11 protein-coding genes and 1 pseudogene are annotated in these 14,172 nt (G+C 58.9%); 7 read left to right on the forward strand and 5 right to left on the reverse strand.

The annotated features are described in order from the left end of the window. Together RYB09_RS26530 and RYB09_RS26535 are read left to right on the forward strand one after the other, a co-directional pair. Positions 1-191: hypothetical protein (locus tag RYB09_RS26530; RefSeq protein ID WP_316890950.1), on the forward strand; the 191-nt coding region annotated here is incomplete at its 5' end. Continuing rightward, positions 128-331: pseudogene (locus RYB09_RS26535) on the forward strand (hypothetical protein). The gene RYB09_RS26530 and the pseudogene RYB09_RS26535, both read left to right, overlap by 64 nt. A gap of 283 nt (positions 332-614) precedes the next feature. Here the strand turns inward: RYB09_RS26535 and RYB09_RS26540 are convergent. From RYB09_RS26540 to RYB09_RS26550, 3 genes are all read right to left on the reverse strand, one after another. Further along, positions 615-1,514 carry a hydroxymethylglutaryl-CoA lyase gene (locus tag RYB09_RS26540; protein WP_058409379.1) on the reverse strand — a complete coding sequence of 300 codons (900 nt, stop codon included), beginning with the start codon at positions 1,512-1,514 and terminating at the stop codon, positions 615-617. 18 nt (positions 1,515-1,532) lie between these two features. Beyond that, positions 1,533-1,925, reverse strand: a complete 393-nt coding sequence (locus RYB09_RS26545; protein WP_005743596.1) for a MerR family transcriptional regulator — start codon at positions 1,923-1,925, stop codon at positions 1,533-1,535. 165 nt (positions 1,926-2,090) lie between these two features. Beyond that, positions 2,091-3,020, reverse strand: coding sequence for a LysR family transcriptional regulator (locus tag RYB09_RS26550; RefSeq protein WP_316890933.1), 930 nt, complete (start codon positions 3,018-3,020; stop codon positions 2,091-2,093). A 183-nt stretch (positions 3,021-3,203) separates the two neighbouring features. Here RYB09_RS26550 and RYB09_RS26555 point away from each other — a divergent pair, with 183 nt between their 5' ends. Continuing rightward, complete coding sequence (locus tag RYB09_RS26555) at positions 3,204-4,433, forward strand: acyl-CoA dehydrogenase (RefSeq protein ID WP_058409378.1); 1,230 nt, start codon at positions 3,204-3,206, stop codon at positions 4,431-4,433. A gap of 26 nt (positions 4,434-4,459) precedes the next feature. On the opposite strand, the gene RYB09_RS26560 is transcribed toward RYB09_RS26555, so the two are convergent. Both RYB09_RS26560 and xthA read right to left on the reverse strand, forming a co-directional pair. Continuing rightward, positions 4,460-5,803, reverse strand: coding sequence for a substrate-binding domain-containing protein (locus tag RYB09_RS26560; protein ID WP_058409377.1), 1,344 nt, complete (start codon positions 5,801-5,803; stop codon positions 4,460-4,462). A gap of 132 nt (positions 5,804-5,935) precedes the next feature. Beyond that, positions 5,936-6,748, reverse strand: a complete 813-nt coding sequence (gene xthA / locus RYB09_RS26565; RefSeq protein WP_058409376.1) for an exodeoxyribonuclease III — start codon at positions 6,746-6,748, stop codon at positions 5,936-5,938. A 191-nt stretch (positions 6,749-6,939) separates the two neighbouring features. Here xthA and RYB09_RS26570 point away from each other — a divergent pair, with 191 nt between their 5' ends. The 4 genes from RYB09_RS26570 to RYB09_RS26585 all read left to right on the forward strand — a co-directional run bounded on the left by RYB09_RS26570 (position 6,940) and on the right by RYB09_RS26585 (position 14,104). Further along, on the forward strand, positions 6,940-7,611 hold the full coding sequence (locus RYB09_RS26570) for a GNAT family N-acetyltransferase (protein ID WP_002553676.1): 672 nt from the start codon (positions 6,940-6,942) through the stop codon (positions 7,609-7,611). 59 nt (positions 7,612-7,670) lie between these two features. Beyond that, positions 7,671-9,395: an autotransporter assembly complex protein TamA gene (locus RYB09_RS26575; RefSeq protein WP_122259848.1), complete on the forward strand. Its 1,725-nt coding sequence runs from the start codon at positions 7,671-7,673 to the stop codon at positions 9,393-9,395. Positions 9,396-9,400: 5 nt separating this feature from the next. Continuing rightward, complete coding sequence (locus tag RYB09_RS26580) at positions 9,401-13,081, forward strand: translocation/assembly module TamB domain-containing protein (protein WP_122259849.1); 3,681 nt, start codon at positions 9,401-9,403, stop codon at positions 13,079-13,081. A 105-nt stretch (positions 13,082-13,186) separates the two neighbouring features. Then, positions 13,187-14,104, forward strand: coding sequence for a LysR family transcriptional regulator (locus RYB09_RS26585; RefSeq protein WP_060403991.1), 918 nt, complete (start codon positions 13,187-13,189; stop codon positions 14,102-14,104). The last annotated feature ends 68 nt before the right edge of the window (positions 14,105-14,172 follow it).

A 14,172-nucleotide genomic window follows, 5' to 3' on the forward strand; every position in this document is an offset into this window, starting at 1 on the left:
GGGTGGGGGAGGGTCGGGAGGCAAAAGCAAACGCTGGAAAGCACGAAGGGGAGCCTGGGCTCCCCTTCAAGGTATGTCTCTATGCTCTTTTTTGTTTTTCGGGTGGCCTGTTGTTGTTTTTGGCGACCTGGCCCTTCACTGCTTTTTTGAGCGGTCCGCATGCGGGACCAAGAGCAAACGTATTTTTTTGAGCGCTGATCAAGCTTTCATCATGTGATCCAACCAGTTCGGGAGCTGCCTCAGGGCAGTTTTGTTGTTCTCTGTCTGGCTGCAGAACGACTTGCAAGGCAAGCAGTTCAGAAAAGCTGTCCACTTCAAAAAAATCTGTTAGCTACGTCTCTGTCCGTGTTGTTCTTGTTATGTCAGAGCCGGTACGTGTTGTTTTTATTGGGTTGCTGCGTGTTTTTATTTTTGTTGTACAAGTGATATAGCAGGACCCGTGCCAGTTTTTTAAAAGCCCCGTAATACCGGGAGCTGAACGTCTTTTTCGGGCATCGGGCCATCTGATTCGGTTGTCGAGTGTTTCCGTGTTACCCGTTTGACTCGACTGGACGCGGGGCAGGGTAACACTGTGTGACAAGTTGTCGCACCCTGTTACCGACAGGTGACAGTCGTTAAGCAGACAACCGGGCCTTGGCCACGCGCGAGCCATTGCTGCGTTGCAGCACGTCGCAGATGCGCTGGCCTGCGGCAATGACCTGGTCCAGATCAACCCCGGTTTCAATACCCATGCCCTGCAACATGTACAGCACGTCCTCGGTGGCAACATTGCCGCTGGCACCCTTGGCGTACGGGCAGCCGCCGAGGCCTGCCACGGAGCTGTCGAAGACCTGGATACCTTCCTCCAGGCTGGCGTAGATATTCACCAGTGCCTGGCCGTAAGTGTCGTGGAAGTGCCCGGCAAGCTTGCCACGCGGGATCTGCGCTGAGACGGCGTTGAACAGCGCTCGCGTGGCCCCCGGCGTGCCGGTGCCGATGGTGTCGCCCAGCGAAACTTCATAGCAACCCATCGCGTAGAGTTCGTTGGCGACGGCTGCGACCTGCTGAGGCGAGACACTGCCCTCATAAGGGCAGCCCAGCACGCACGACACGTAACCCCGAACCTGCACACCATGCATCTGCGCCGCCGCCATGATGGGCGCAAAGCGCTCCAGGCTTTCGCTGATCGAGCAATTGAGGTTACGTCGGGAAAACCCTTCGGTTGCCGCTGCAAACACCGCAACCTCCCTGACACCCGCCGCCAACGCATCTTCGAACCCGCGCAGGTTGGGTGCCAGGGCAGAGTAGATAACGCCTTCACGCCGCTGGATATTTTCGAACACTTGGGCGGAGCCAGCCATTTGTGGCACCCATTTGGCCGAAACAAAACTACCGACTTCAATGTGGCTCAGTCCGGCTGCCGTCAGGTCATCCACCAAGCGCACCTTGTCGTCGACACTGATGGGTTGTGCTTCATTCTGCAGGCCGTCACGCGGGCCGACTTCAACGATATTTACCTTTTGTGGAAGAGACATGGCAGCGCCTTGTGGTGGTCAGTGTGAAGTGGCAGCAGTTTTATCGAGCGCAGCCCGGCAACGCTCTTCGGCGGTGTCCAGCTCCAGTTGCATTTGCCGGATGTCCAGCAATTGTTGTTCGAGCTGTTCACGGCGCTCGGCGATCTTGCCGAGCATGGTCTGCAACTGCTTCTGGTTGTCACCGGCAGGGTCGTAGAGCGAGATCAGTTCCTTGCATTCAGCTAGCGAAAAACCGATGCGTTTGCCGCGCAGGATCAGTTTCAGGGTGACTTTGTCACGGGCGGTGTAGATGCGCTCCAGTCCCTTGCGTTCAGGGCTGAGCATGCCTTGCTCTTCGTAAAAGCGGATCGCGCGGGTGGTGATATCCAGCTCACGGGCGAGCTCGGAAATGCTGTAGGTCTGACTGCTCATGGTGTCGCTCAACGAGATATTCAGCACTCAACCTACGGCGTGCTTTACGTAAGCGTCAAGCAGAAGTCGTGTTGTCAAGGCGCGCCAAGCCGCGCCTGCCAAATTAGAAATGACTTTAACAAATTAAAACATTTAATTTAAAAACAATGGCTTGGTGTTTTTATCTCATGCTTTCTCGAGGCTTTGTTCCTGCGCCACGACCCGCTGTGAAAGCTCGATGATCTGCTCGCGCATCCAGCGGTTTGCCGGGTCCTGATCAGTGCTTTCATGCCAGTACAGATGGGTTTCGACCGAAGGCACATCGTTGACCGGGAGGTAGACATAGTGCAGATCGTTACGGCGGGCGAAGCGTTCCGGTATGGTCATGACCATATCGGTCTGCTGCAGCACCTGTGTCGCCATCAGGTAATGCTGCGAGCGCAACGCAATCCTGCGCTGAATGCCCATCTTCCCCAACGCCAGGTCTACGTGCCCCAGTCCGCTACGCCGACTGGAAATATGGATGTGTGCCTGGCTCATGTAATCATCCAGCGTCAACGTGGCCTTGTTTGCCAGCGGATGCGCCTTGCGCATGCCGCACACATAGCGGTCTTCCAGCAGCTTGACGTGGCGAACCTGCGGGTCGGTATTGAGCGGTGCATCCACGGCGAAGTCGAGGCGCCCGGCAGCCAGCTCCTTGGTGGTTTCCCGACGCTTGGACAGAAAGCTTTCGATGGTCACGGCAGGCGCAAGGCGTCGCAGCCGCTGGAACAGCGTCGGCAGGATCACGGCCTCGGTCAGGTCGGTCATGCTGATGCGGTAATTCTTGTTGGCCTGCAACGGGTTGAATATACGGCTTTCCTGCACTGAGACCCTGAGCAATGAGAGTGCACTGCGCACCGGGCCGATGATGTTTTGCGCCATCGGTGTCGGCACCATGCCTTGAGCCGTGCGCACAAACAGTGGGTCGTTGAAGGTCTCTCGCAGCCGCGCCAGGGCGTTGGACACCGCAGGCTGGGTAATGCCTACAATCTGCCCGGCCCGGGTCAGATTGGCTTCGGTGTAGATGGCGTCGAAGACAATGAAAAGATTGAGATCGACCTTGCTCAGGTTCATTGATGAGCGCCTCGTGCTGTTATTTTGATTCGCTGTTCGGCAGGCTGGGGACGCCGCAGCGGTGATGGATCATATATCGGTTATGAATGTTTATACACGCCGAGAATAGATTAGATAAATGTATGGCGTTTCTCTAGCATCAGGATCATGCATTCGACACCCTGATCGAGAAGGTAGTGGCCCATGGATTTCGCGTATTCCCCGAAGGTGCAGGCATTGCGTGAGCGCGTCACCGCGTTCATGAATGCATACGTTTATCCGGCCGAGCCGGTTTTCGAACAGCAAGTGGCCGAAGGCGACCGCTGGCAGCCCACCGCGATCATGGAAGAACTGAAAGCCCGTGCAAGGGCTGAGGGGTTGTGGAACCTGTTTTTGCCGGAGTCTGCGCTCGGTGCCGGCCTGAGCAATCTGGAATACGCGCCGCTGGCGGAAATCATGGGGCGTTCGATGCTGGGCCCCGAGCCGTTCAATTGCTCTGCGCCTGACACCGGCAACATGGAGGTGCTGGTTCGCTATGCCAGCGAGGAGCAGAAAGCTCGCTGGCTGGAACCGTTGCTGCGTGGCGAGATTCGTTCTGCTTTTGCCATGACCGAACCCGATGTAGCGTCATCGGATGCCACCAATATGGCCGCTCGCGCCGAGCGCGATGGCGACGAATGGGTGATCAATGGCCGCAAGTGGTGGACTTCCGGTGCCTGCGACCCACGCTGCAAAATCCTGATTTTCATGGGCCTGAGCAATCCTGACGGGCCGCGCCATCAGCAACACTCGATGATTCTGGTCCCGGTCGACACGCCGGGCGTGAAGATTGTCAGGCCGCTGCCTGTGTTCGGCTACGACGACGCGCCCCACGGGCATGCCGAAGTGGTCTTCGATAACGTCCGGGTGCCGTTTGAAAACGTCTTGCTGGGTGAGGGGCGCGGCTTTGAAATCGCTCAAGGCCGGTTGGGACCAGGCCGCATTCACCACTGCATGCGCTCCATCGGCATGGCCGAACGGGCACTTGAGTTGATGTGCAGGCGCTCCGTCGACCGCGTCGCCTTCGGCAAGCCGCTGGCCAGGCTGGGTGGCAATATCGACAGGATCGCCGATTCGCGTATGGAGATCGATATGGCCCGCCTGCTGACCCTGAAGGCGGCCTACATGATGGACACGGCAGGCAACAAGGTCGCCAGAAGTGAAATCGCGCAGATCAAGGTGGTAGCGCCGAACGTGGCGCTGAAGGTCATAGATCGGGCGATCCAGATGCACGGCGGGGCGGGGGTTTCCAATGATTTCCCCCTGGCCTATATGTACGCCATGCAGCGCACACTGCGTCTGGCAGACGGCCCGGATGAAGTACACCGCGCCGCTATCGGCAAGTATGAACTGGGCAAATACCTGCCGGCAGACAGGGAGCGCAGCCAGTCCTGAGCCGGTAGCCGATAACTGCGCCCAGGCTACTGCACCCAGACTTCGACCCGACGGTTCTTGATTCGGCCGTCATCGATGTCATTGGTAGCTACCGGCATCTCATCCCCCAGGCCGACGATGTCGCGAAATGTCACGCCGCTTTTCAGCAGCTCGCGGCGCACCGCCATGGCGCGCAGCCTTGAGAGCAGGGCTGCGCGAGCCGGATCGCTTTTGGCATCACCAAAGCCGACCAGCGTGACATGTTGATTGAGCTGGTTGCTGGTTTTCAGGTACTCCGCCACCCGCTTGAGGTCCTGCTGCGCCTTGTTATCCAGCTTCGCACTGCCCTGGGCAAAGCGAAAGTTGACCGACAGCCGTTCGGCCTTGCGCGCCAGTGCCTGATACTCCGCAGGCATCTGCGCGGTAGGCTGCACCTTGAGTGCCTGCACGGTCTGCGCGACAAAGCCGCTCTGCGCCACGATGGCCTGACCCTCGGCGCTTTGCGCGAAACGGACCAGCGCCTGCGCCCAGCGTTGATGAGCTGAGGTGGGCACATAAAAGTAGAGCCGTCGCGACAGAGGATAGTCTTCGGTGGCAATCAGACTGACAGTCGGGAGCATGGGTCTGGAATCACCATCGGCAATGGCCACCGCTTTGGCACGCCTGATGGACGGTAGCCCGATAAAACCTATGCCATTGATGTCCTTGCTGACCTCGTCGGAAAGCTGCTCGCTGGATTCAAAGCGTGCGGCTGTGCCGGACAGGTTCTTGCCGTACTTTGCAAGTATCAGGTCCTTGAATGTTTCGTAGGTGCCGGACTTCTCATCGCGAACATAAAGATGAATGGCTCCCGGATTTCCGCCCACTTCTGCCCAGTCCCTGACTTCCCCGCTGAAAATACGCGCCAGCTGCAGCGTATCCAGCTGTCTGACCGGGTTGCCTGGGTGCAGAATCACAGCAACGCCATCGATGGCAATGGTTTGCTCGCTTGCTGCGCTTTTCAGGTCGCCCAGGCTGCTCAGGTCCTTGGCTTCCTGATCCTTGATAGGTCGGGAAGAGGCGGCGATATCGGCGTTACCTGCTTTGAGCGCAGTAAAACCGGTGCCTGAACCATGTGCGGCGATTTCGATGCTGACCGTCTGCCCTGTGGAGCTAGTGCCGACGACGCGCTGTTCATTCATGGCATTGCCAGCAACAGTCTGCACCGATTGCAGGCCTTGCTTGCGCATCAATCCCTCAACCAGCGCGGGGCCCAATTGAGCATTGATGGTGTTCGAGCCTTGAATGCGCAAGGCAGGTATTTCGCCTGCTGGCAGCGGCAGTGCTGCCAGCGCAAGGGCGGGCAGGGTGGCGCTCGACAGAGTCAGCGCCGTTAGCAAAGCGCGCAGCATCGGCGTCACCATGAGTCACGGGAGGGTGCCGGGAGAATAAGACAGAAAGATTTCCGGAATATGACGATTGCTCGACCACTGCGTGCACGACCCGTTTCTGCATAAAGCCGGGTCGCGCGCGAGGGCACTTTTTCAGTTCAGTTCCAGCCAGATCGGCGCGTGGTCCGACGGCTTTTCCATACCGCGCAAATCGTAGTCCACCCCAGCGGCCTTGATGCGTGGCTGCAGGCCGGTAGAGGTCATGATCAGGTCGATACGCAGACCGCGCTTGGGTTCGTCTTCAAAGCCACGGCTGCGATAGTCAAACCAGCTGAATCGGTCGACGACCTCCGGGTACAGATAGCGGAAGCTGTCCACCAGGCCCCAGTTTTTCAAGCGCTCCATCCACTCGCGTTCTTCGGGGAGAAAGCTGCACTTACCGGTTTTCAGCCAGCGCTTGGCGTTGTCTGCGCCGATGCCGATGTCGCAGTCCTGCGGAGAAATGTTCACATCACCCATCACGATCAGCGGCTGTTCATTGCTGAAACGGCTCTCCAGCAGGGTCTGCAGGTTCTCGTAAAAACGCTGTTTGGCTGGAAACTTGGTCGGGTGATCACGGCTCTCGCCCTGCGGAAAGTAGCCATTCATGATGGTGACCGGCTGCCCATTGCTGTCGGCATAAGTGCCCCAGATGAAGCGCTTTTGCGAATCCTCGTCGTCTCCTTCAAAGCCCTTGTGCAGAGCCAGCGGAGGGTTGCGCGATAGCAGGGCAACGCCGTAATGGCCTTTCTGGCCGTGGAAATGCACGTGATAGCCCAGCGCTTCGACTTCCGCGTGGGGGAATTGCTCATCCGAAACCTTGGTTTCCTGAAGGCCGATTACGTCAGGTTGGTGTTTGTCGATCAGCGCCGCCAACTGATGAGGTCGAGCGCGCAGACCATTGATGTTGAACGAGACGATTTTCATAAAACAGCGGTCCTGAGCAAAAACAAACAGCGATGCTAGCTGACCTGTGGTTGCAGGACCAGCACCGTGTCAGACACCTTGCAAACAGAGGCCCGGACAAATCGTTGGAACTGTTATCAAGTGCCATCACTCGAAAGCCTGCTTGCCAAAACTGCTGCGCCAGACGCAGTTCCGTTAACACGAGGCTTTTTATGTCCCTACCTGCTGCCATCACGGGTGAAGTTCGTCAACTCGACAGTGGTTATTCCCGTGAAACCCGCTCCTTGCTGTTCAGGGCCTATCGGCACGATCCGACGTTTGCCTATCTGTTCAATGCCGAGCGTGAGGGATATGAGCAACGCGTGTTGGCGACCATTCGCCAACTGGTCAAACAACACTTCCTGCAAGACCAGCCTGCACTCGGTCTGTTTCTGCAGGATCGGCTGGTCGGCGTAGCGCTTATCGCGCCACCGCAACGTCGTCTGGGTGTCACTGAAAGCTGGGCGTGGCGTCTGCGCATGGTGATGGACACCGGCCTGGGGTGCACCCAGCGTTATCTGGCTTATTACAACGCGGTGCTGGCCTGTGTGCCGTCCGAAACCGTGCATGTGCTGCCGTTGATAGGCCTGGACCCGGAATTTCAGGGTCAGAAGCTGGGGCAGGATTTGAGCGAACAACTGCTTGGGGCGTTGCACGATTGGTGCGCGGTGGATGAGCACTCTCAGGGCATCGTGGTAGACACGGGAAACCCTCGTTATCTCGAGTTCTATAAGCGACAAGGCTATGAGGAAATCGGCGAGATTGCGGTAGGACCTGTCCGAGAGCATGTGTTTTTTCACCCCAACCCTCAGGTTTCACTGCCGGTCCCTGACGTAACGGTCTGAATCTCCGACAATTCGTGGGCTTCCAGTGCGGCCCGTCGATCGTGTTAGCATCTACGCCCATGAAGCTTTTCAGACTATTCAGCAGCCTGTTTCTGATGACCATGAGTGCAGCGGCGCTTGCCCAGGCCCGCCTTGACGTCAGGATCAAGCCCGCCAACCCGGAACTCAAGGCCAACGTCGAAGGGTATGTGGGGGATTTGGGCGAGCGTGACGTTAAGGCATTGCGCAACTTCAGCCTGGGTGCCGAACAGCAGGCAGAGAAAGCGGCTCAGGCGCTTGGTTATTATCAGGCGCAGATCGACAGCGAGATCAAGGACGAAGACCAGCCACGTCTGGTGATCAATATCCAGCCGGGCGAGCCTATTCACCTGCGCAATGTGGTAATTCGCGTCGAAGGTCCGGCAGCATCGCTGAAAGCCTTTCGGGTCCCCAAAAGCGACGCGCTGAAAACCGGCGCGGTGCTCAATCATGGCAATTATGAAGATGCCAAACGCCTGATCCAGAATCAGGCGTCGCGTTACGGTTTTTTCAGCGGCCACTTTACCAGCCAGCGCCTGGCTGTTGACCCGCGAGCCGGGGTTGCCGACATCGAGCTGGTCTATGAAAGTGGTCCGCGCTATTCGCTGGGCAAGGTCAAGTTCAGTGGCAATGCGCCCTTCGATGACGATTTGCTCAAGCGCATGGTGCCTTTCAAGGAAAATACCCCTTACGACTCACAACTGATCGCCGAATTGACCCAGGCCATGCAGGGCAGTGGCTATTTTGAAGGCGTGCGGGTCGATGCCGCGCCTACGGCAGCTGAACATCAGGTCATTCCGGTGACCGTTCAGCTTGAAACCCGCAAGCCCCGCACCATGGGCCTTGGCCTGGGCTACTCGACCGATGTCGGCCCGCGTGGCAAAGCCAACTGGACCCGGCACTGGGCCAATCCACAGGGCCACAGCTACGGGTTCGAATCGGAAATATCCGCGCCTCGGCAGAATGTCGGCCTGTGGTACGACGTGCCGCTCGATCCGCCGTTGACCGATAAACTGCGTTATGCCGGTGGCTATCAATACGAAGAGATTGCTGGAACCGACAGCCTCAGCAAGCTGCTGACTGCCGGGCCTGAATGGCATAGCAAACTGCCCAGCGGCTGGGAGCGGGTCATCTCGCTGAAATGGCAGCGTGAAGAATACCGGCTGGGCGACGATTCGGGCCTGAGCACGCTGTTGATGCCCGGTATCAGTTATTCGTACCTGCGCAGCGATAACAGCATCGACCCCCACCAGGGCTACCGTTTGCAATTCGACACCCAGGTGGCCAAGGAGGGCATGTTGTCGGATGCCAATCTGGTGCATGCCAATGTGCTGCTCAAAGGGCTGACGACAGTCGCGCAGAATCATCGCTTTCTCGGCCGCGTGCAGCTGGGTGGCAACCTTACTGACGGTTACACCTCGATACCGCCGTCGCTGCGTTTTTTTGCCGGTGGCGATCAAAGCGTACGGGGTTATGACTACCAGAAACTGTCACCGACCAACTCTGACGGCGACCGCATTGGTGGGCGTTACATGTTTGCCGGGAGCGTCGAGTATCAGTACTCGATTGCGGATAAATGGCGGCTCGCGACCTTCATCGATCAGGGAAACTCATTCAACAGTCTGGACAAGCCAGACCTGAAAACCGGCGTCGGTTTCGGGGTGCGCTGGGTATCTCCGGTGGGTCCGTTGCGTCTCGACCTGGCGCACGCGCTGGATGACGAGGGTGGCATCCGCCTGCACTTCTCGATGGGGCCGGAACTTTGAACAGGATGAACATCAAGCGTGGTGCAACGATTGCCGGACTGAGCGTGATCGCCTTACTGCTGCTGGTGATCGTCAGCGTCGGGGTGCTGCTTGGGACCCAGGCAGGCAGCCAATGGGCGCTGGCCCGCGTGCCCGGCGTGCAACTGGAAAACTTTCAGGGCCGCCTGGGCGGGCAGTGGAGTGCCGAGCGCCTGGTGTGGCAGCAAGGCGCAGACCGTGTCGAGGTGCACTCTGTCGACTTCGCCTGGACGCCCGCCTGCCTGCTGAAGATGACCTTATGCATTGATCGCCTGCACGCGGGGCAGGTACTGCTGCGTTTTCCTCCGAGCGGTGCGCCGAGCAACGAAGATCCTTTAAGCCTGCCAGCCGTCAAGTTGCCGCTTGCCCTGCAACTGGGTGATATACAGCTGGGCAGCCTGCAACTGGATGGCGTCGAACAGTTGCGCGACCTCAAGCTGGCGGCGCACTGGACCGCCGAAGGCTTGCAGATCGACAGCGCGCACCTGCAACGTGATGCGCTGGTGCTGGACCTCAATGGTCTGCTGAAGCCCGAGGGCGACTGGCCATTGAGCGTAAAAGGTCAACTGCAACTGCCGCCACAGGACGGTAAGCCCTGGACGCTGGCGCTGGATATTCAAGGTGACGTGCTCAAGACCCTGCAACTCAAGGCTGACAGCAGCGGCTATCTACCAGGGCAACTGACCGGTGAGCTGCAACCTTTGGCTGAGCATGTGCCAGCACGATTGAAACTGACTGCAGAACATTTCAAACCCAGCGCGGCATTGCCCGATACCCTGCAACTCGACCAACTGCTGTTGACTGCCGAAGGCGATCTCGACTCGGGTTACCAGATCAACGGCACTGCCAGCCTGCCCGCAGAAAAAGGCCCTGTGGCGTTGTCGTTGCAGGGGCGTGCGGATGCCAACGGGGCAACCATTGCAGCGCTTGATCTGGCCGCCAACGATCAACAGCGTCTGGCCATCAACGGCACGTTGAACTGGCAGAGTGGTTTCTCGGCTGATGCGAGCATCGACTGGCTGGATTTCCCTTGGCAGCGTCTGTATCCGCTGGAGTCCGAACCGCAAGTATCGTTGCACGCCTTCAAAGGTGAGATTTCCTACACCGACGGCAATTATCTTGGCAATTTCAACGCCAGCCTCAAAGGACCTGCTGGCGCGTTCACGCTGATCAGTCCCTTCAGTGGCAATTTGCAGGAAGTCCATCTGCCGCAACTGGAGCTGGTCGCAGGGCAGGGCAAGGCCAGCGGTTTCCTGAACCTGCAATTTGCCAATGGTGTTGGCTGGGACACTGCACTGGACCTGAGCGCGCTGGACCCTTCATTCTGGGTTGCCGAACTGCCCGGCACGCTGGCAGGGCCCTTGCGCAGCAAAGGTCAATTGGTCAACGAGCAGCTCGAACTTACCGCCGACCTGGACCTCAAGGGACGTCTGCGTGGCCAGCCCGCGCTGCTGCAAGCCAAGGCTGACGGTCGTGATCAGCAGTGGAATGTCAGCAACCTGAACATTCGATTGGGTGACAACCGGGTTCAGGGTAATGGCAGTTTGCAGGAACGTCTCAAAGGGCAGCTGGACCTTGACCTGCCGCGTCTGGCTCAATTGTGGCCGCGCTTGCAGGGGCAGGCCAAAGGCAGGCTCGACCTGACGGGAACACTTCAGGCACCGCAAGGGCAACTGGCGTTGCAGGGCAGTCAGCTCGCTTTGCAGGACAATCGCCTGCAAAACCTGACACTCAATGCCCGTCTGGATCAGTCGCAGCGCGCGACCATCAACCTCAAGGGCGTTGGCATTCAGGCCGGCGACACCGGGCTGGGGACGTTGCTGGTGGACGGTCAGGGTACGCTCAAGGCGCAACAATTGAAGCTGGACCTGCAAGGGCCGTTGCTCAAGCTTGCTATCGCACTGGACGGCGGCCTGGACAAGGGCGACTGGCGCGGTCGGCTGGCCAGCGGCACGGTACAGAGCGGCGGACAGAACTGGCGTTTGCAGCAACCGGCGAAGATCGAGCGTCTGGCCGACGGTCGGCTGAACTTCGGTGCGCATTGCTGGCTGTCCGGTGCCTCCAGCCTGTGCGGTGGCGATCAACGACTGATGCCGGAGCCACGTTTGCGCTATCAGCTGAAGAATTTCCCGCTCGACAGCCTGGCGCAATGGATGCCAAAGGATTTTGCCTGGAAGGGCGCGCTGAATGCCGACGTTCAGCTTGATCTTCCGGCAGCAGGCCCCACCGGCAAGGTTACGATTGATGCTGGAGGCGGCACATTGCGGGTGCGCAGCAATGACCAGTGGCTGGACTTCCCGTATCAGACACTCAAACTTGACACCACACTGGCACCCAGACGTATCGACACGCGGCTGGATTTCGAAGGCGGCAAGCTGGGCCAGTTGCTGGTCAATGCGCAGATCGATCCGCTGGCCAAAGACAAGCCTCTGTCAGGCGATTTCGGTCTCTCCGGGCTGGACATCTCGGTGGCACGACCCTTTGCGCCAATGGTGCAGAAACTCAATGGCCGCCTGAACGGCAATGGTCGATTGTCAGGCAGCTTGCTGGCACCTCTGGTCAACGGCAGCGTGACACTTGAAGGCGGTGAAGTGGCGGGTGCCGAGTTGCCGATGGAACTGCATGACCTCAAGGTGCAGGCGTTGATTGCCGGGGAGAGCGTACAGCTCACCGGTGGCTGGAAAAGTGGCAGCACCGGGCAGGGGAGCATCGGCGGTCAGGTGGCCTGGGGGCAGAATCTGAACGTTGATGTGAGCCTCAAGGGCGCGCGTCTGCCGATCAATGTCGAGCCCTACGCGGAAGTGGAGGTAGCGCCTGACCTGAAAATTTCCATGCAGGGTGAGCGGCTGGCCATTTCCGGCAAGGTGCTGGTGCCCAAGGGGACGATCACCGTGCGTGAGCTGCCGCCGTCCACGGTCAAGCTGTCGGGCGACACGGTGATCGTCGGGCAGCAGACCGAGGAGGGCGCGCCACCGCTGGCAGTGGCCATGGATATCGATGTGGAGGTTGGTCAGGAAAAGCTCGCCTTCAGCGGTTTCGGGCTTACTGCCAATCTGGTCGGACGTGTGCACATTGGCGACAACCTGGACACCCGTGGTGAGCTGAACCTGAACGACGGCCGTTACCGTGCCTACGGGCAGCGGCTGACCATCCGCAAGGCGCGCCTGCTGTTTGCAGGCCCTGTGGACCAGCCCTATCTGGATATCGAGGCCATTCGCCAGACAGATGACGTGATCGCAGGCATTCGTCTGACCGGCAGTGCCGAGCAACCCACCACTGAAGTGTTTTCCGAACCCGCGATGAGCCAGGAGCAGGCGCTCTCCTATCTGGTCATGGGCAGACCGCTGAGTACCTCGGGCGAAGACAACAACATGGTCGCTCAGGCTGCACTGGCGCTTGGCGTTGCCGGTAGCTCGTCGACCACCGGCAAGCTCGCGGACAATCTGGGTATCAAAGACTTCGAACTGGACACCTCGGGAACCGGCGACAAGACCAATGTGGTTGCCAGCGGCAAGATCACCGAGAAGCTCAGCCTGCGTTATGGTGTCGGCGTGTTTGAACCGGCCAATACCATTGCGTTGCGCTATCTGCTCAGCAAGCGCGTGTACCTTGAGGCTGCAAGCGGTGTTGCCAGTTCGCTGGATATTTTCTATAAAAGAGACTTCTGAATACTGGCCAGCGGCTGTAATGGCACTGGCCTGCGTTCAACCGGTTTACCCTGTTAAAACAGTGTGACCCATCACACGCTCTCTCTATTCAGGCTGCCGGTAATCATGGATCGATTCAACGCCATGCGCGTATTCACCCGTATCGTCGAGCTGGGCGGTTTCGCCAGGGCGGCCGAGAGCCTGCACATGCCCCGTGCATCCGTGACGATTCTGATCAAACAACTGGAAGCTCACCTGGGTGTGCAGCTCTTGCAGCGCACTACGCGTCAGGTCAGCACCACGCCTGACGGCAAGGCCTATTACCAGCGCTGCGTAAGCCTGCTGGCCGATCTGGACGACGCCGAAGCGTCCTTCTCAGCGGCGGGGGCCGAGCCCAAGGGGCTGCTGCGTGTCGACCTGCCGGTGAGCCTGGGGCGCATGGTCGTGATACCCGCGCTGCCTGAATTTGCCCGGCGCTACCCGCAGATCCGACTGGAAATCGGCATGAGCGACAGACCGGTCGACCTGATCCGCGAGGGCGTGGACTGTGTCTTGCGCGCCGGAGCAGCATTGGACGAAACGCTGGTCGCCAGGCCGCTGGGCAGCCTGACCCAGATCACTTGCGCCAGTCGCGATTACCTGCAGCGATACGGTACGCCGCTGAATCTGCCGGACCTCGCGCAACATCAGGTAATCGAATATTTCTCGACCAGCACGGGCAAGCGCTATGGTCTGGAGTTCATGGCCGGTGGCGTGGAGGTCGATCAAGCGTTGGCCTGTTCTATTTCGGTCAACAGTGCCGACGGTTATGTAGCGGCTTGCGAGGCTGGTTTCGGCCTGATACAGGTACCGCGTTACCATGTCGCCGCACAGTTGCGCAGCGGCATACTGGTCGAGGTGCTGCGGTTGCATCGTCCGCCGCCGCTGGCGTTGACGGTGCTTTACCCACCTCATCGTCAGTTGTCACGACGCATCAGGGTATTCGTCGATTGGCTGGTGGAATTATGTGCCCACCCAGATATCAGGGACAGACTGGTTTCCTGAGAAAATTCGGAAATATCCTATATAGGACACGGCACACTTTCGTGTTTAACTTCCGGTTCTTTTATTCA

This window comes from Pseudomonas syringae group sp. J254-4 (genome assembly GCF_032586855.1).
GTDB classification, from domain to species: Bacteria; Pseudomonadota; Gammaproteobacteria; order Pseudomonadales; family Pseudomonadaceae; genus Aquipseudomonas; species Aquipseudomonas amygdali.